The organism is Variovorax paradoxus (assembly GCF_030811855.1).
GTDB lineage: Bacteria > Pseudomonadota > Gammaproteobacteria > Burkholderiales > Burkholderiaceae_C > Variovorax > Variovorax paradoxus_L.
On sequence record NZ_JAUSRN010000001.1, the window covers coordinates 324382 to 341613 of the forward strand.

Sequence of the window (17232 nt, forward strand, 5' to 3'; positions counted from 1 at the left end):
ATCACGCCCCGCGGACAGCGTCGCCCACGCGGATGACGCCGCCTTTCAGAATCCGGCAGTTGAGTCCTGATCTGTTGATCAATGGATCGAACACGGCCTTGCCGAGAATCTCCTCGATGTGGCGGCAGGGCGTGGAAAGTCGGGTGGCCTCGAGAAGCGTTTCCCCCACCCAGAACTGGCGGCCGACGAGATGATTGAGCGGCACACCTTGCACGGTCACGTTTCTGCGATGCTCCTCGGGCAGCATCTGGATCTTTGCATCGCGCGCCAAGGCCTCAAGCGTCTCGATCTCGAAAAGCGTGATCTGCCGCCCCTCCTCCGGCTTGTGGGAGTAGAAGCCGGACTCCCGGCCGATCATGTACCTGTCCCCTTCGATGCCTTTGCCGGCCACGAGCGTCAACTGATCGAATGACTCCATGGGAAGGAAGGCTCGAGGCGTGATGTGCAGGTGTCGAACGACGCCCGTCCAGGCAGGGAGCACATCCCGTTCCGCGAGATGCGCTGGTTGGTCTGCGGCAGAAATCATGTTCAACGCTCCTTGATAGCGGCGGTCCGCGCCGGCCTGATGAGGAGTCGTCATTATAGGACACTTTGTGTCCTATCGAACACAAAAGGCATTTCACCCAGTATGCAAGGGGCTCTGACAGCGCTTCGTACCGAACTGCCTCTCCGCCGCCTCTGCCAGACAGAATCGCCGCCGAAGTGCTGGCAAGCTCTGCTCAAGGCTGGAAGTACAGATCCGCAAAACTCCCCCTGATGTGCTCTCCAGTTGGCGCGTAGCCACGCACTTTCTTCGCCGACACAGTAATGGCCGGATTTGCGCCCAGTTCAATGGAAGGAATGTCGCGATACACGATCTGCTGGAAATCGGTGAACAACTGTCGGCGCTTGCCTTCGTCAGTTTCGACTGCCGCGGCTTCCAACAGTCGATCGACTTCCGGATTCACGTAATGCGGCGCATTGGAGAACGGCAGCCCGATCTTGAAGTTCTTCGACCAGAACACGCGCTGCACGCCTACTGTGGGATCGAACTGGTTCGTCAGGCTTTCCAGCGTGATGTCGAATGCTCGCTCGGTATAGGCTTTGTTGACGTAGGTCGCGAAGTCGTAGCTCTCGACCACGGCATCGACGCCGATGCGGCCCAACGACTGGCGCACGAAGTCCGCAGCTCGCCGCTCCTGAAACGGGTTGTAGAGCACCCGCAACTTCAGGCGCGTGCCACCGGCGCCGCGCTTGAATCCCGCCGCCTCGAGCGCCGCTTCGGCTTCCTTTGGATTGAAAGGATATGGCTGGATGCTTGCGTCGTGATAGCGCGAGATGCCCTTCCCTATCGGTGATGCCGAAGGTGTTCCATAGCCATACCACACCGTCTTCGCGAACGCATTGACATCGATGGCCTGGGCAATCGCTTTTCGCACTTCGCGCCTCTGCAACGCAGGCGTGTCCAGGTTGAAGTAGATCTGCTGATGGCTTCCGAGGTAAGGCGAGATGCGTGTGTCGATCTCGATGCCCGCCAGCTTCTTGAATCGCTCGACGTCCGAGAGTGGGATGCCACCCGTTCCGTTCGCCAGGTCGGCCGCGCCCGACTCCAGCGCAGCTGCGCGCGCCGCAGCATCGAGCACGAAGCGAACCACCACACGGTCGAGATACGGCTTGGGCTTGTCCCAGTAGTTCGGGTTGCGCTCCAGGATGATGTGGCTGCCCTGCACCCATTCCTTGAACACGAAAGGACCTGTACCTACCGGGGCGCTGTTGTATTTGTTGGACGCGATATCGGTGCCTTCGTAAAGGTGCTTCGGCACGATCGGCGATTCGGTCGAGGCCAGTGCCGTGAGCAGGAACGGCGACGGCTTGCCCAGCACGATGATTGCAGTGTGCGGATCGGGCGTCTTCACGTCCACCACATTGGCAAAGGTGCCTCGTCCTCGCGGGTGAACCTGCTTGAGCGTCAGGATCGAGAAGGCCACGTCAGCCGACGTAAAGTCCTTGCCGTCATGCCATTTCACTCCCTTGCGCAGCTCGAAGGTGTACTGCAGGCCGTCCTTGCTTAGCGACCACGCGGTGGCGAGCAGCGGCTTGGGCTTGAGGTCATAGTCATAGGTCAGCAGTCCCTCGACGATTTTCGGACCGATCTCGGCGTTCCCGCCAGCCGTGGTCGTGAGCGGAACGAGGGAGGAAGGAACGGGGTTGATCAGCCAGGTCAATGTGCCACCTTGGCGCGGCTGGGCCGCAGCCATCAGTGAGGCAACGGAGAAAGCGGCGGCCATGGCCCATGCCGCGAAGTGCGGCATCGCCCGCGTGTAGGTCCAGCGTGTCATGTCTTTGTCGCTTCAGAAGGCCGGAATTACGGCGCCTTTGTACTTATCCTGGATGAACTTGCGAACCTCTGCCGTATGGAGCGCAGCCACCAGCTTGGCGATGGCCGGCGAACTCACGTTGTCCTTCCGCGACGCAATGAAATTGGCATAGGGCGACTTACGGCCGTCCTCGATGAACAGAGCGTCCTTGGCCGGATCGAGCTTGGCCTCGAGCGCATAGTTGGTATTGATCAGCGCCAGATCGACGTCTGGCAGCGCCCGTGGCAGCTGGGCCGATTCGAGTTCGCGGATCACCAGCTTCTTCGGATTGGCGACGATGTCACGCGCGGTCGACTTGATGTTGGACGGGTCTTTCAGTTTGATCAGCCCCTGCTTCGCCAGCAGTGTCAGCGCCCTGCCCGAGTTCGAGGGATCGCTCGGAATGGCAATGATCGCGCTCTCCCGTAGCTCGGACGCCTTGCGGATCTTCTGCGAATAGGCACCGAAGGGCTCGATGTGCACGTCGCTGTTCGGCACTTCAACGATGTCCGACTTCCGGTCTTTGGTGAAGGACTCCAGGTATGGACGGTTCTGGAAGAAATTGGCATCCAGCTGCTTGTCGCTCACGGCAAGGTTCGGCTGCACATAGTCGCTGAACACCTTCACCTGCAGGTCAACGCCCTGCGCCTTCAACTGCGGCCGGATGAACTCCAGGATCTCTGCGTGCGGCACGGGTGACGCGGCCACGCGCAGCGCCTCTTGCGCCTGGGCGGCAGCACCGAAACCGGTGATGGCTAGTGCCACGACGAAATAGGCGCGGCGAAATGAAAGCAACATGTTCGGGATTCCCTCGAGAAAAAATTTTTGTCGGACCACTTTCCTCAAGAAGGAAAGATTGGGCGTCGCAGGTTAGCCGCGACACTTCCGGGCCCAAACAACGAATAAGCGCTTGCTTATCTGTTTTTCGCATGCGCCGGGGGCCTTTCGTCCCTCGGATACTGCCGACGGGCACAGCATTCATGCCGCCGTACGATGCCGAGGCAACCGGCCGAAGAACGGATGGCTCGGGTCGTTGAAGCCCGGCAGCGACGAATGTCCCGTGGTCACGATCGCATCGACCAGGGCCTCGTCGTCTTCGGTGAAGCGATATTGCAGCGCGGGCAGATAGTCTCCCCATTGCTCCAGCGTGCGCGGGCCGGCGATGGCCGAGGTGATGAGGCGGTTGTTGAGCACCCAGGCCAGCGCGAACTGCCCGGGCGTGATGCCGCGCCCTTCGACGTGCGCCTTCACGCGCTGCGCAATCTCCAATGATTCGGCACGCCATTCGGTCTGCAGGATGCGCTTGTCGTCGCGGCCCGCACGCGTGTCCGGCGGCGGTGCTTTGCCGGGTTCGTACTTGGCTGTGAGCACGCCGCGCGCAAGCGGGCTGTAAGACACGACGCCCACGCCGTAATACTCGGCCGCGGGCAGGTGCTCGGCCTCGATCTGCCGGTTCGCAAGGTTGTAGAGCGGCTGCGTGGCCGCGGGGCGGTCCACGTTCAATGCATCGGCCGTGCGGGCGAATTCCGCGATCTTCCAGGCGGGGTGGTTCGACAGCCCGTAGCTGCGCAGCTTGCCGGCGCGGATCAGGTCGCCCAGCGCGCGCACGGTTTCGGCCACAGAGGTGGCTCGGTCTTCTCGGTGCAGATACAAGAGGTCGATGTAATCGGTGCCCAGGCGCTTCAGACTGGCCTCCACCGATTGCACGATGCCGTGCCGCCCCGTGCTCCTGTTGTTGGGGCCGACGATGTCCGGATCGGGGTTGGCGAACTTGGTCGCGAGCACCCAGCGGTTGCGGTTGGGTGCCACGAGCTGTCCCACGACCTTTTCGGACTCGCCCTTGTTGTAGGCATTGGCGGTGTCGATGAAGTTGACGCCCTGCTCGAAGGCGCGCTCGGCGATGCGCTGCGCGGTGGCGCGATCGGTCTGGCCGCCGAACATCATGGCGCCGAGGGCGATCGGCGACACGAGGATCCCGCTGCGGCCGAGGGGACGGTAGTCGATGCTGCTCATGAGGAAAAAAGCTCCCTGTATCTCTGTCTGGCGAAAGGAAAGGCGTTAGAGACGAAGCCCGGCCTGCTTCATCAGCGGCAGGATGCGGTCGCCGAAGAATTCGAGGTCGGGCTTGAAGTCGAAGAAGCTCAGTTGCAGGCCGTCGATGCCCGCGCGCTTGAGCTGCACGAACTGCTCGACCACCTGCTCGGGCGTGCCGATGACCTCGATGTTTCCGCCAATGGCGCGGCGCCTGGGTGCGTCGTTGCCGACGCGGCCACGCCAGGCATGCGCGTCGCTGTCGAAGCGGTTGTAGCTGGCGTTGGGGTCGGCATCGAGGTGGTCGACGATGGCATCGTGGTAGTCCCAGGTCTCGCGCTCGGTCTCGCGGCTGATGACCATCGGGTTGAGCAGCGTGCGCACTTCGCGCCCTACGTGCCGGGCCGCCTGCTTCACGCGCGCGGCGTGCGGGGGCAGCGCCTCGATGGCGCTTGCGAAGCTGGAGCCGCTCGGGCTGGTGATGAAGACGATGTCGGAGTAGCGTGCTGCGAACTCGATACCTGCATCGGAGCCGGTGGCGTTCACCAGCACCGGACGGCCGAAGCGCGGCTTCGGCGAAACGAACGCGCCGTCGAGCTTCCAGGGTGATTCGCCCTTGAACGACCAGTTTTCGGTGTCGGCCCACAGGCGCTGCACCACCTCGAGGAACTCCGCCGCGAGTTTGTAGCGCCGGTCGTGTTCGATGCGCTGCGAGCCGAACATCTCGTGCTCTACTGCGCGATGGCCCGTGACTACGTTGATGCCCCAGCGCCCGCCCGAGATATGGTCCAGCGTGGCGGCGTACTTGGCCAAGTGCAGCGGATGCAGCGGACCGTAGAGCACGTGGATGGTCGAGATCAGCATGATCCGGCTGGTCACCGCGGTGAGAGCGGCTGTGGTCATGAACGAGTCAAGCGCCTGTCCGTTGAAGACCCCGCCGTAGCCGCCTTTGGGCAGCCACTGCGAGAGCGCGAACACGAGGTCGAATCCGAGTTGCTCGGCGTGCAGCACGAGATCCCTGTTGTAGTCGAAGCGCCAGTCAGTGGTGCGCGGCAAGGTCGAGGCGCTCCAGCCGCCCGCCTGGATCGGCAGGAACAGCCCGAGCAGCACGGGCTGCCTGAAGGCCTGGGAGACCGGGCTCTCGCTGAATTCGGTCGGTGCGGCAAAGCGCTCCCAACCGGCGATGGCGCCGGGCTGGTGGGTCAGGGACATTGTTGAATTACCTTCCAGAGGCCCGAATTCTGACCAGCCACTGAGCAAATGGCACGGCCGGAATTCGCATATCGAAAATCAGAAAACCTTGCCTTCCTCCAGATGTTTCGTCGTGCCGTTGAGGTGGTAGTCGCCGATCACGCGCGCCTTCTGCAGCAGCGGGTTGTGGTTGAAGATGGTGCGCAGGTTGCGCCAGTGGCGATCGAAGTTTTGCTTGCGTGAGGTGGCGGATGCGCCGCCCGCTTCGAACAGGCGCTCGGCCGCCTGCAGCGCGATCTTGCTGACGGCCAGCTGTGTCTTCGCGGTGGCGAGTGCGCCGTCGAGCACCAGCTGCTGCAAGCCCTCTTCTTCCACATCGCCGTCCGCTGCACCACGCCTCAAGGCCTCGGCCGAGCGGTCGAGCTGGCGCGCATTGTCGGCAATGAGCGCATCCACCGCATGGGTGCTGGTCGCCAGGTCGCCCACCACCCATTGCGTGAAGTGGTCTTCCGCAGCCGCCGATGCAGGGCTGTGCGCCGCGGGCCGGGCGTTGTGGCGCACGTAGTGCAAGGCATCGCTGAACACATTGCGCACGATGCCCGCGGCCACCGCCACCAGGTAAAGCTGTCGCAGCGCCGCCGCGTGGCGCCGTTGCAGGCTGCGCGGCGATGTGAAAACGATTTCGTCGGGCTGCACCTCCAGTCCGTCGAATTCCAGGCTGCCGCTGGCCGTGAGGCGCTGGCCCATGCCGTCCCAGTCGTCCCTCACAAGCAGGCCGGTGCGATCGGTGGGTACGATCACCGTCGCATCGCGGCCCTCTTCGTCGCGCACCGCGATGCTCGCGAAATCGGAGAACGCGGTGCCGGTCGCGTAGTACTTGCTGCCGTTGAGCACCCGCCTGTCGCCCTGCCTTTCGAGCGTCGTGGTTACCGTGCCCGAGCGCGGCGTGCCGAGCTCGGTGAAGGCGCCGCCGAACAGCGCGCCTTCGCGCACGCGGGCCAGCTGCCGGTCGGCATCCGGGTTGGGCGGGGCCGTGGTCCACAGCTCGATGGCGTTGTAGTGCGTGCGCAAGGCATGCGCCACGTTGGAGTCAGCCGCCGCGAGCGTGGCGACGACCTGCACGAGGTCTTCGATCGAACCGCCGGGGCCGCCGCGCTCGACAGGAACGCGCAGTGCGCCAAGTCCCGATGCGCGGAACAGCGCGAAGGCCTCGAAAGGCAGCGTACCTTCGCGTTCACGCTGCGAGGCACCTTCGGCGATCGCCGCGCACAAGGCCGGCAATCGATCGATCAGCGTCTGGAGCGGCATGCCCAATAGGGCGCGATCGATGGTATTCATTGCATTTCCCGGGAGCGATGGAGAGCCGCGAATATAGGCTCCCTTCCTCATCGGTTCCCGCATAAGAAAACTCGGTTCTCGTACGTGCCGCACCGCGGGCGCTCACGCGCAATCAGCGCATTTCCAAGATCGAAAAAATGCTAAGTGCCGGCTCCATTTTCCCGGACCATCGTCTGCCCTTTTGCACCAGTCGCGGACACGGCGACCCACTCCATGGCTCTCTCTTCCCTCCTCCGGAAACTCTCGTCCAGCCAACGGCTGCTTCAGCTGGCGCTGGCCTTCCTGCCCTTCACGGCGGTCGCGCAGGTCAAGGCCCCCGCGCCGGTGGACGGCGGCACGCTGACCTATGCGGTGTCGCAGGAACCCACCTCGCTCGTATCCTTTCTCGACACCAAGACCGACAACCGCAACATCAGCGCCAAGGTCACCGAGGGCCTGCTTCGCTACGACGCGAAGTTCAACCCTCAGCCGCTGCTGGCGACCTCGTGGCAGGTGAGCGCCGACGGCCTGAAGTACACCTTCAAGCTGCGCGCGGGCGTGAAGTTCCACGACGGCCGCGATTTCACTGCCGAGGACGTGCGCTACTCGGTGCTGACCCAGAAGAAGCAAGGCCCGCGCGGGCGCATCACGCTGGCGAACGTGGAGCGCGTTGACGCACCCGATCCGCTCACCGCCGTGATCGTGCTGGCCAAGCCGGCGCCGTTCCTGATCAAGGCGCTGTCGTCGGCGGAGCTGCCGATCGTGCCCGCGCACCGCTACGCCGACGGCGACCCGCTGGGCAGCGCGAACAATGCCGCGCCGGTGGGCACCGGCCCCTTCGTCTTCGAGCAATGGGTGCGCGGCAGCCACCTGGTGCTGCGCAAGAACCCCGGCTACTGGCGCCAGGGCCATCCGCGCATCGACCGCGTGATCGTGAAGTTCGTGCGCGACCCGGCCGCGATCTTCACCGCCGTCGAGACCGGCGAGGTGGATGTCGCGCAAGGCGTGGGCCTGGCCGACCTCGAACGCCTGTCGGCGAACCCGAAGCTCAAGGTGGACGACGGCTACGACGGCTTCCTCAACAACGCGTCTTTCCTCGAGTTCAACGTGGAAAACCCGGTCCTCGCGAACGCGAAGGTGCGCCATGCCATTGCGCAAGCCATCGACCGCAACTTCATCCGCAACACCATCTACTACAAGCGCGCGGAGGTGGTGAACTCGCCGATCCCGCGCGTGCTCGCCGACTACTACGACGACAGCACCTTCCGCGACACCTTCGACGTGGCTGCAGCCAACAAGCTGCTGGACGAAGCGGGCCAGCCGAAGAGGGCCGGCGGCCAACGCTTCTCGCTGCGGCTGAGCTACATCCCCGGCGCGGAGTTCAAGCGCACGGCCGACTACCTGCGCTCCGCGCTCGCGCGGGTGGGCATCAGGGTCGAGATCGTCGACGGCGACCTGCCCACCTTCCTCAAGCGCGTCTACACCGCGCGTGATTTCGACCTCAACATCAACGGACTGGGCCGCCTGTTCGACCCGACGGTGGGCGTGCAGCGCATCTACTGGGGCGACGGCGTGCGCAATCCGCTGATCTGGGTCAACGCGGCCCACTACGACAACCCGCAGGTGGACGAACTGTTTCGGCAGGCGGCCGTGGAGGTCGACGCGGGCAGGCGCGCCGCGCAGTTCAAACAGATCCAGCAGATCGTCGGGCGCGAGTTGCCGGTGCTGCCCATCGTCACCGTGCCCTCGATCGTGGTGCACAGCGCGCGCCTGCACAACTTCCACAACAGCATCGACCTGATGTCCGGCGATCTGGCCGACGCATGGATCGAACCCCGGAAGTGACCACACAAGGGCAACCATGACCACCCAGGACCTCCATTCCTCCCTTCTGGATTCGCTGACCTTCGCGAGCGCCCGCACGCAGGCCGAGGCGCTGGCCGCGGGCCGCGTTTCGGCCGTCGACCTGCTGGAGCACGCGCTAGCGCGTATCAGCCACTTCGACAACGACCTCAACGCCGTGGTGGTGCGCAACGACGAAGGCGCGCGTGCGGCCGCTCGCGAAGCCGATGCGGCGCTGGCGCGCGGCGAACGCAAGCCGTTGTTGGGCGTGCCGATCACGGTGAAGGAATCGTTCGACGTGGCCGGCCTCGTCACGACGAGCGGCAACCCCGACTATGCGAACAACGTGGCTGCGCAGGACTCGCTGGCGGTCGCCGCGCTACGGGCGGCCGGCGCGGTGATCGTCGGCAAGAGCAACGTGCCACTCGCATTGGCCGACCTGCAGAGCTACAACGCCATCTACGGCGTGAGCAACAACCCGTGGGACACCACGCGCACGCCGGGCGGCTCCTCGGGCGGCTCGGCCGCCGCACTCGCGGCAGGTTATGTGGCGCTGGAACTGGGCACCGACATCGGCGGCTCCATCCGCATTCCTGCGCACTTCAACGGCGTGTACGGCCACAAGCCCACTGCAGGCTTGGTGGCAATGCGCGGCACCGGCGTGCCCTCGGGGCGCTTGGCCGACCGCGACCTGAGCGTGGCGGGGCCGCTGGCGCGCACAGCGTCCGACCTCGAGCTCGCGCTGGACCTGCTCGTCAACCTCGAGCCGCTGGCCGTCAAGGCCTGGAAGGCCACGCTGCCTCCGGCGCGGCACGTGCAACTCAAGGACTTTCGCGTGCTGGTGATCGACGAGTGGCCCGGCAGCGCCCGCAGCCTGCACGAGGCGCTGGTGGTCGAGCGCGTGGTGGAGCGGCTGCGCACGCAGGGCGCGAAGGTGAGCCGGCCCTCGGAACTGCCGCCCGGCCTGCTGCCCGATCTCACGGCGTCGCACCGCGTCTACCGAAGCCTGCTGGGCTCGTCGCTTGCCTCGCCGCCCGCGCTGAGCAAGGCGGCGCAGAAACGGCTCGAAGCGCTTGCGGTCGACGACGACAGCGCCGATGCCGCATGGCTGCGCGCGCCCACGCTGCGCCACAGCGACTGGCTCCGGGACAACGAGCGGCGCGTCGCGCTGCGCCATCAATGGGAGCGCCTCTTCGAGACCTTCGACGTGGTGGCGACGCCGGTCGCGCCGCTGCCGGCCTTCCGCCACAACCACAACGAGCCGAAAGATGCGCGCACTTACCCCGTCGAGTTCGAAGGCGGCGCGCGGGAGGTGCGTTTTCTCGATCTTTTCCATTGGGCGGGCCTGCCAGTGCTGCCGGGCCTGCCAGCGACGAGCTTTCCAGTCGGGCTCGACGACGACGGGCTGCCGGTGAGCGCGCAGGCCGTGGGGCCGTACCTCGAAGACCGCACGACCATCGCCTTTGCGCACCTGCTTGAACAGGTCTATGGCGGCTTCATCGCACCGCCCGGATTCGGCGCAGTCCCGGCAACCAAGGCATCGCGGCCATGACCCGGAGCACCATCGATCGCCGCGCCTTCCTGCAGGGCGGCGCGAGCCTCGGTCTCGCGGGCCTTGCACCTGCGTGGGCACAAGGCCAGCCTGCCTACGCGACCGCAGCCTCCGGCGCCCCCGTGCGCGGCGGCACGCTCATCGTGCTGATCGACCCCGAGCCGCCCACGCTCACCACCATCGCGCATTCGGCGGGCTCGTCGGTGCTGATTTCGGCCAAGGTCACCGAAGGCCTCCTGAGCTACGACTTCGACCTGGCGCCGCAACCGCAGCTGGCCACCGCCTGGGCCGTGAGCAACGACGGCCTGCAGTACACCTTCACGCTGCGCCGCGGCGTGAAGTGGCACGACGGCCGGCCTTTCACCTCGGCCGATGTTGCGCATTCCATCGGCCTGCTCAAGCAATACCACCCGCGCGGCCGCGCCACTTTTTCCAGCGTGGCCGAGGTGCGCACACCGGACGATTTCACGGCCGTGCTGGTGCTGTCGAAGCCCGTGCCCTACCTGATCACCGCGCTCTCGGCCTCCGAATCGCCCATCGTGCCCCGGCACCTGTACGAAAGCGGCAAAGCCGACTCCAACCCGGCCAACAACGCGCCCATCGGCACCGGCCCGTTCATCTTCAAGGAATGGGTTCGCGGCAGCCACGTGACTTACGAGCGCAACCCGAACTACTGGGACGCGCCGCGCCCTTACGTCGACCGGCTCATCGTGCGCTTCATCCCCGATGCGGCGGCGCGCGCGGCCGCCATCGAGAAGGGCGAGGTGCACCTGAGCCCCGGCACTCCGGTGCCGCTGGGCGACATCGAGCGGCTGCGCGCCAAGCCGAATCTGGTGTTCGAGCCGAACGGCTACCAATACATCAACAGCGTCTCGCGCGTGGAGTTCAACCTCGAAAACCCGGCCCTGCAGGACCTGCGCGTGCGCCAGGCCATCGCGCACGCCATCAACCGCCAAGTGGTGCGCAAGACTGTGTGGTACGGCCAGGGCACGCTCATTCCGGGGCCGGTGCATCCGGCGCTCAAGAGGTTCTACGTGCCCGACCTTCCGGTGCTGCCCTACGACCTGAAGCAGGCCGAGGCGCTGCTCGACGCGGCAGGCCTCACGCGCGGCAGGGCCGGCGCCAACCTGCGGCTGAAACTGGCCCTGACGCCGATCCCCATCGAAGGCGGCCAGCGCACGGCCGAGTACCTGAAGCAGAGCCTGGGCCGCATCGGCATCGAGGTCGCCATCAATTCGCAGGACTTCGCAACCTACGTGCGCCGCGTTTATGCCGACCGCGCCTTCGACCTTCACGTGAGCGTGATGAGCAACACCTTCGATCCGACCGTCGGCATCCAGCGCCTGTACTGGTCGAAGAACTTCAAGAAGGGCCTGCCGTTCTCCAACGGCTCAGGGTACAACAACCCCGAGGTGGACCGGCTGCTCGAAGCCGCGGCCGTCGAGGTGGACGAGGGCCGCAGGCGCCAGGCCTTTACCGAGTTCCAGCGCCACATCGTGCGCGACCTGCCCGACATCACGCTGCTGGCCATCGACAGCTACACCATCGCCCAGCGCCGCGTGCGCGGCCACACCGTGAGCGCCGACGGCATTGCCGGCAACCTGGCCGGAGCTTGGATCGGCACCTGATCTTGCGCGTTTGCTTGTGCGGAAGTCTCCCTGGCAACCGCCCACGGGGCTATGGTGCCTCGAAGGCCCGTATCAAAAACTGCATATCGATAGTTGAAGGCATTCGTTGCGATGGCAGCCCCGGCCTCGCAAGATCCCCGCTGGCCCCGCTTTGCCCTTTTCCGCTCTTCCTATCCAATGACATTCCGCTCGCGCCTTTCTTTTTTCTCCTCTCGCACCGCCATCGCGCTAGCCAGTGTTCTCGGCCTGTGCGCTCAGGCGGCGCATGCCGACGCCACGCTCGACCGCATCAAGCAGCGCGGCAAGGTCGCCATCGGCGTGGTGGTGGGCGGCGGTCCCTTCGGCTCGATCGACCCCGCCACGCAGCAGTTGGTCGGCTGGAACCCCGACTTGGCGCGCGACCTGGCCAAGCAGCTCGGTGTCGAAGCCGAGCTGGTGCAGGTACAGCCCTCGAACCGCGTGCAGTTCCTGCAATCGGGCAAGGTCGACCTCTTGATCGCCTCGATGGAATACAACGCTGACCGCGGCGAGATCCTCGGCCATGCGCCCACGCCTTTCTACCGCGTGGGCGGCACGGCGGCGGTGCTCAAGACCAGCGGCATCGCCAAGTGGGAAGACCTGCGGGGCAAGGTCGTTTGCGCTTCCCAGGGCAGCAGCTACGTGAAGCCGCTGCAGGAGCAATACGGTGCCCAGGTGCGCGGCTTCAAGAGCTCTGCGGAATCGCTGCTCGCGCTGCGCGGCGGTAACTGCGTGGCGGCCGTGCACGACGCCACGCTGATCCAGCCACTGTTGCGCAACAACGCCGAATGGGCCGCATACGCGGCGCCGATCCGCGATGAGATCCTGCCCGCGCCGTCGGTGGTGTGGACCCGCAAGGGCGAGGCCGACACCGTTGCCGCCGTCGACAAGGTGGTCCAGCAATGGCACCGCAGCGGCTGGCTGATCGCCACCGAAAAGCGCAACGGCATCGAGCCGCCGCAGCCACTGCTGCCCGAGCTGCAGGCCAGGTTCAAGGCGCCCTGAGCGTCGATGAGCGAAACGCTGCTAGCGCAGGCCGTGGCCGCCCTCAGGGCGGTGGGCCTGAACTACGCCTTCGTGCTCGACGCCGGTGAGCGCAGCGCCTTCCTGCGCGGTCTCGGCGTCACGCTGCAGCTGTGCCTGCTGACCATTCCGGCAAGCCTTGCGGCGGGCGTTCTGATCGCGGCGGCGCTGACCTCGGGCCGTGCCTGGCTGGTGCACCCGGCGCGCGCCTTCGTCGAGCTCACGCGCAACACGCCCACGCTGGTGCAGCTTTACTGCGCGTTTCTCGTGCTCAACATGCTGATCACGCAGCACGTGAAGCTGCCCGGCGGCAATCCGCTCACGCCCTTCGTGTGGGTGGTGATCGTGGTGTCGCTGCACAAGGGCGTGTTCCACGCCGAGGCGCTGCGCGCGGGCATCGAGGCCGTGCCGCGCGTCACGCTGGAGGCTGCGCGCTCGCTCGGCTTCTCGCAGCGCCAGCTGCTGTCGCGCGTGGAGCTGCCGCTGGCGCTGCGCTTCGCGCTGCCCTCGCTGATCAACAACCTGGTCGACCTGGTCAAGATGACCGCGGTGGCCTCGGCCATCGCGGTGGGCGACGTGACCTACGAATCCATCATGATCTGGACACAGCGCGACAACGTGCTCGAGCTGCTCCTGCTGATCCTGATCTTCTTCGGCCTGCTGACCTGGCTCGTGAGCCTGGCGGGCCGCTGGCTCGAGGAACGGTTGAGAATGCCCGGCTATGGCCAATGAGATCGCACTTCCTCAAGGCGGCGCCCCCACCCTTTCCGCGGACGCCGGCACGCCCGCATGGCGCCGTCCCTGGGCCTTGGCGGCGTGGGCCACGCTGGCGCTCATGGTGTTCTGGGCCGCCACGGGCACCACGCCCCTGGCTTTCGTCCATCTCTGGAAATGGCTGCCCACGCTTTTGCGCGGCCTCCTGGCCAACATCGAGATCAGTGTGCTCGCAATGGCGCTGGGCACATTGGCCGGGCTGCTGGTCGGGGCGGTTTCGCTCTCGCCGCTTCGGGTGCTGCGCGTGGCCACGCGCTGGTACGTGCAGGTCTTTCGCAATGCGCCGGTGCTGGTGCTGGTCTATTTCACGACCTATGTGTTTCCGTTCGAGCTGCACCTGGTGTCGTGGACTTTTCCCTTTCCTGACTGGATCAAGGTCGTGCTGGGCCTCGCACTGCCGGCCAGCGCGAACGTGGCGGAAATCTTCCGTGGCGCGATCCAGTCGATCCCGAGCGCGCAGTGGGAGGCCGCGCAGTCGCTGGCATTCAGGCGCAGCGAGATCTTCCGCCTGATCGTGCTGCCGCAGTGCCTGCGCCGCATGCTGCCGCCGTGGATGAACTTGTACGCCAGCATCACCATGAGCACGGCGCTGGCCTCGCTGGTGGGCGTGCACGACGTCGTCGACACGGCACAGATCGCGAGCAACACGGTCGCGCGCACCGACTTCACCATCCTTGTCTATTTCACGCTGCTGGGCCTGTTCTTCGCCTACTGCTATCCGATTGCGCGCGCTACCCGCGCGTTGGAGCACCGCCCATGACTGCCATTGATATCACCCGTTCCGCGCCCGCCGCAGAGGAAGCCCCGCTCGTGGCGCTCGGCGACGTGCACCTGCGGTTCGGCGCCAACGAGGTGCTCAAGGGCATCGACCTGGAGGTGCGGCGGGGCGAGGCCGTGTCCATCATCGGTCCTTCGGGATCGGGCAAATCGACCATCCTGCGCTGCATCACCGGCCTGCTGCGGCCGCAACGCGGGGCGATGCGTGTCGGCGACACGCAGGTGGACACGCTTCGCTCCGAGGCCGAGCTGATCGCACTGCGCAAGCGCGTGGGCTTCGTTTTCCAGCAGTACAACCTGTTCCCGCATCTCACGGTGCTGGAAAACCTGGTGATCGCGCCCACGCGCGTGGCAGGCCGTGACCGCGCCGCGGCGCAGCGCGAGGCCCGCGTGCTGCTCGACAAGGTGAGGCTGTCGCACAAGGAGGCGGCCTATCCCGGCGAACTCTCGGGCGGGCAACAGCAGCGCGTCGCGATCGCGCGGGCGCTGGCCATGCGCCCCGAACTGATCTTGTTCGACGAGGTGACTTCCGCCCTCGATCCGGAGACCGTCGGCGAGGTGCTGACCGTGATCCGCGACCTGGTTCAGGAGGGCCTGACCTGCGTGCTGGTGACGCACGAGATGCGCTTTGCCGAGGAGATCAGCGACCAGGTGTATTTCACCGAGGCAGGCGTCATCGTCGAACACGGCCCCGCGCCGCGCATCTTCGGGCGGCCCGAAAGCGAACGCACCCGCGCCTTCCTTCGCCGCGCGCTCGGCGAAGGCGCGCGCACGGCGCCTGCACGACCCGCTCCCCTTGCCGAAGCGCTGCCTTTCGAGCGGCTGCGCTTCGCGCTCTGAACCCACCACTCCCCTGAAGCCATGAACACATCTCACCGCCTCTCTGGCACTGCATTAGCCGCCCAGCGCCGCGTCGCGGTCGACCAGGCCCTGACCGACATCCGCCGCATCGCGAACACGCAACCCCTCGATCGCGCCGTTCTTGGGCGCATCACGGCGCGCCTCGAAAAACTCGCGGGACTGGCCGAACTGTTCACCAGCGCCGATTTTCCGCAACCGGCTGTCACCGAAGGCGTGGGCGCCTCCACGCGCTACCGACTGAATCCCGAGGACGGCAACGAGGACCTGGCGCTCTATCTGAACTCCATCAATCCGGGAAAGACGTCGATTCCGCACAACCACACGACCTGGGCCGCCATCGTCGCTGTCCAGGGGCAGGAGGAGAACCGCATCTACCGCCGCACCGACGACGGCAGCGACCCGGCGGTGGCGCGGCTGGCGATCGCGCGACAAGTGACGGTGCAGCCCGGCACGCCGATCGCCTTCCTGCCCGACGACCTGCACAGCATCCACGTGATCGGCGACAGGCCCACGCTGCATTTCCACCTGTATGGCCGTCCGCTCGAAACCCTTTCGCAGCGCATCGGTGTGAATCTGGAAACCGGTGCGGTCGTGAACTACAACGCCACGCAGCTCAAGCCGGGCAAGGCGGTGGCATGAGCGCGAAAGCTTCAGCAGCAAACCTGCGCTCAGCCACCCGATTGCTGCATGCGGGCGCCCCCGCGCTGCGCGACGGCGCGGGGCCGGTCAACGTTCCTGTGGTGCGCACAAGCACCGTGCGCTTCGAGAACACGGCCGCCCATGCCGACCACCACCACCGCCGCGCGGCGGGCGAACGCGTGGCCTCCTACGGCCGCCATGGCCTGGACACCCACCGCGCACTCGAAGACGCGGTGGTGGGCCTTGAAGGCGGGCACCGCGCCTTCCTCACGCCTTCGGGCCTGTCGGCGATCACGCTGGTGCTGTTCGCGCTGCTCTCTCCCGGCGACCATGCACTGGTGGCCGACGGCGTGTATGCGCCGCTGCGCCGAGTCGACAGCACGCTGCTCCAGCGGCTGGGCATCACGATCGAGTATTTCTCGCCGACGCACGACGACTTGGCCAGCCTGCTGCGGCCGAATACGAGGCTGCTGTACCTCGAATCGCCGAGCTCGCTGCTCTACGAGGTCCTGGATCTGCCCGCGCTGAGCGCCGTTGCGCGCGACCGCGGCGTGATCGTGGCGACCGACAACACCTGGAGCGGCGGCTGGTTCCATCGGCCGCTTGCGCTGGGCGCCAACATCTCGATCCAGGCGGCCACCAAGTACATCTCGGGCCATTCCGACCTGATGCAGGGCATCGTGGTGGTCGACAGCCCGGCGCTGGCCGCAAAGCTCTCGACCGCCTATGAGGCGCTGGGCCTGACCATCGGCGCCGACGATGCCTACCTCTCGCTGCGCGGCCTGCGCACCCTGCCGGTTCGGCTGGCGCAGCACCAGCGCAATGCCACGGCGGTGGCTGAATTCCTGCAGCAGCAGCCGCAGGTGTCGCGTGTCTTCTACCCGGCGCTGCCCACCGACCCCGGCCATGCGCTGTGGAAGCGCGATTTCAGCGGTGCGAGCGGCCTGGTCTCCTTCGAATTCCGCCATGCCACGCCGGCCACCGCCAACGCCTTCGTTGATGCGCTCGCGCTCTTCGGCATCGGCGCCTCGTGGGGCGGCTACGAAAGCCTTGCGCTGGCCGCTCAGCCCGAGCGGTTGCGCGAGCACCGGCAGTGGACCGGCGACGCGCCGGTCGTGCGGCTGCACATCGGGCTCGAGGATCCGCAGGATCTGATCGCCGACCTGGCGCAAGCCTTTGCCGCCGCTGCACCGGCGCTTTGACACCTTCTCACGCCCTTGACCTCTGGTCGAGGTGCCGCCGG

At 66.1% G+C, this 17232-nt stretch carries 15 protein-coding genes; 9 read left to right on the plus strand and 6 right to left on the minus strand.

Features of this window, described 5'->3' with window-relative positions:
- Window position 1 precedes the first annotated feature (1 nt).
- The 6 genes from J2X92_RS01750 to J2X92_RS01775 form a co-directional block, all read right to left on the minus strand.
- Window positions 2-526, minus strand: a complete 525-nt coding sequence (locus J2X92_RS01750; protein WP_307572899.1) for an MOSC domain-containing protein — start codon at window positions 524-526, stop codon at window positions 2-4.
- 193 nt (window positions 527-719) lie between these two features.
- Window positions 720-2291 carry an ABC transporter substrate-binding protein gene (locus tag J2X92_RS01755; RefSeq protein WP_307573820.1) on the minus strand — a complete coding sequence of 524 codons (1572 nt, stop codon included), beginning with the start codon at window positions 2289-2291 and terminating at the stop codon, window positions 720-722.
- Between the two features lie 39 nt (window positions 2292-2330).
- Window positions 2331-3134 carry a MetQ/NlpA family ABC transporter substrate-binding protein gene (locus J2X92_RS01760; RefSeq protein ID WP_307572900.1) on the minus strand — a complete coding sequence of 268 codons (804 nt, stop codon included), beginning with the start codon at window positions 3132-3134 and terminating at the stop codon, window positions 2331-2333.
- 180 nt (window positions 3135-3314) lie between these two features.
- A complete protein-coding gene (locus J2X92_RS01765) occupies window positions 3315-4340 on the minus strand; it encodes an aldo/keto reductase (RefSeq protein ID WP_307573822.1) in 1026 nt (341 codons plus the stop codon).
- A 54-nt stretch (window positions 4341-4394) separates the two neighbouring features.
- Window positions 4395-5579 carry an LLM class flavin-dependent oxidoreductase gene (locus J2X92_RS01770; protein WP_307572902.1) on the minus strand — a complete coding sequence of 395 codons (1185 nt, stop codon included), beginning with the start codon at window positions 5577-5579 and terminating at the stop codon, window positions 4395-4397.
- Between the two features lie 78 nt (window positions 5580-5657).
- Window positions 5658-6896 carry an acyl-CoA dehydrogenase family protein gene (locus tag J2X92_RS01775; RefSeq protein ID WP_307572903.1) on the minus strand — a complete coding sequence of 413 codons (1239 nt, stop codon included), beginning with the start codon at window positions 6894-6896 and terminating at the stop codon, window positions 5658-5660.
- Window positions 6897-7109: 213 nt separating this feature from the next.
- Here J2X92_RS01775 and J2X92_RS01780 point away from each other — a divergent pair, with 213 nt between their 5' ends.
- The 9 genes from J2X92_RS01780 to metC all read left to right on the plus strand — a co-directional run bounded on the left by J2X92_RS01780 (window position 7110) and on the right by metC (window position 17191).
- Window positions 7110-8720: an ABC transporter substrate-binding protein gene (locus J2X92_RS01780; protein ID WP_307572904.1), complete on the plus strand. Its 1611-nt coding sequence runs from the start codon at window positions 7110-7112 to the stop codon at window positions 8718-8720.
- A 16-nt stretch (window positions 8721-8736) separates the two neighbouring features.
- Window positions 8737-10269: an amidase gene (locus J2X92_RS01785; RefSeq protein WP_307572906.1), complete on the plus strand. Its 1533-nt coding sequence runs from the start codon at window positions 8737-8739 to the stop codon at window positions 10267-10269.
- Window positions 10266-11897 (plus strand): ABC transporter substrate-binding protein, encoded by a 1632-nt coding sequence (locus J2X92_RS01790; RefSeq protein ID WP_307572907.1) that lies wholly within the window; start codon window positions 10266-10268, stop codon window positions 11895-11897. The genes J2X92_RS01785 and J2X92_RS01790 overlap by 4 nt, the downstream gene beginning before the upstream one ends.
- Window positions 11898-12074: 177 nt before the next feature.
- Window positions 12075-12920 carry a transporter substrate-binding domain-containing protein gene (locus tag J2X92_RS01795; RefSeq protein WP_307572909.1) on the plus strand — a complete coding sequence of 282 codons (846 nt, stop codon included), beginning with the start codon at window positions 12075-12077 and terminating at the stop codon, window positions 12918-12920.
- A gap of 6 nt (window positions 12921-12926) precedes the next feature.
- Window positions 12927-13670, plus strand: coding sequence for an amino acid ABC transporter permease (locus tag J2X92_RS01800; protein ID WP_307572910.1), 744 nt, complete (start codon window positions 12927-12929; stop codon window positions 13668-13670).
- Window positions 13660-14472, plus strand: a complete 813-nt coding sequence (locus tag J2X92_RS01805; RefSeq protein WP_307572912.1) for an amino acid ABC transporter permease — start codon at window positions 13660-13662, stop codon at window positions 14470-14472. The genes J2X92_RS01800 and J2X92_RS01805 overlap by 11 nt, the downstream gene beginning before the upstream one ends.
- Window positions 14469-15329 carry an amino acid ABC transporter ATP-binding protein gene (locus J2X92_RS01810; RefSeq protein WP_307572914.1) on the plus strand — a complete coding sequence of 287 codons (861 nt, stop codon included), beginning with the start codon at window positions 14469-14471 and terminating at the stop codon, window positions 15327-15329. Before J2X92_RS01805 ends, J2X92_RS01810 begins: the two co-directional genes overlap by 4 nt.
- A 21-nt stretch (window positions 15330-15350) precedes the next feature.
- The gene (locus tag J2X92_RS01815; protein ID WP_307572916.1) at window positions 15351-15989 is read left to right on the plus strand and encodes a cysteine dioxygenase family protein; all 639 of its coding nucleotides are present in this window, start codon (window positions 15351-15353) and stop codon (window positions 15987-15989) included.
- Entirely contained in the window at window positions 15986-17191 is a 1206-nt protein-coding gene (metC, locus tag J2X92_RS01820; RefSeq protein WP_307572918.1) for a cystathionine beta-lyase, read from the plus strand. Before J2X92_RS01815 ends, metC begins: the two co-directional genes overlap by 4 nt.
- Window positions 17192-17232: the final 41 nt, after the last annotated feature.

Bases quoted from the DNA above. Each gene is read 5' to 3' on its own strand.
- J2X92_RS01750 (WP_307572899.1), bottom strand. From the start codon at position 526: ATGATTTCTGCCGCAGACCAACCAGCGCATCTCGCGGAACGGGATGTG.
- J2X92_RS01755 (WP_307573820.1), bottom strand. From the start codon at position 2,291: ATGCCGCACTTCGCGGCATGGGCCATGGCCGCCGCTTTCTCCGTTGCC.
- J2X92_RS01760 (WP_307572900.1), bottom strand. From the start codon at position 3,134: ATGTTGCTTTCATTTCGCCGCGCCTATTTCGTCGTGGCACTAGCCATC.
- J2X92_RS01770 (WP_307572902.1), bottom strand. From the start codon at position 5,579: ATGTCCCTGACCCACCAGCCCGGCGCCATCGCCGGTTGGGAGCGCTTT.
- J2X92_RS01775 (WP_307572903.1), bottom strand. From the start codon at position 6,896: ATGAATACCATCGATCGCGCCCTATTGGGCATGCCGCTCCAGACGCTG.
- J2X92_RS01780 (WP_307572904.1), top strand. From the start codon at position 7,110: ATGGCTCTCTCTTCCCTCCTCCGGAAACTCTCGTCCAGCCAACGGCTG.
- J2X92_RS01785 (WP_307572906.1), top strand. From the start codon at position 8,737: ATGACCACCCAGGACCTCCATTCCTCCCTTCTGGATTCGCTGACCTTC.
- J2X92_RS01790 (WP_307572907.1), top strand. From the start codon at position 10,266: ATGACCCGGAGCACCATCGATCGCCGCGCCTTCCTGCAGGGCGGCGCG.
- J2X92_RS01795 (WP_307572909.1), top strand. From the start codon at position 12,075: ATGACATTCCGCTCGCGCCTTTCTTTTTTCTCCTCTCGCACCGCCATC.
- J2X92_RS01800 (WP_307572910.1), top strand. From the start codon at position 12,927: ATGAGCGAAACGCTGCTAGCGCAGGCCGTGGCCGCCCTCAGGGCGGTG.
- J2X92_RS01805 (WP_307572912.1), top strand. From the start codon at position 13,660: ATGGCCAATGAGATCGCACTTCCTCAAGGCGGCGCCCCCACCCTTTCC.
- J2X92_RS01810 (WP_307572914.1), top strand. From the start codon at position 14,469: ATGACTGCCATTGATATCACCCGTTCCGCGCCCGCCGCAGAGGAAGCC.
- J2X92_RS01815 (WP_307572916.1), top strand. From the start codon at position 15,351: ATGAACACATCTCACCGCCTCTCTGGCACTGCATTAGCCGCCCAGCGC.
- metC (WP_307572918.1), top strand. From the start codon at position 15,986: ATGAGCGCGAAAGCTTCAGCAGCAAACCTGCGCTCAGCCACCCGATTG.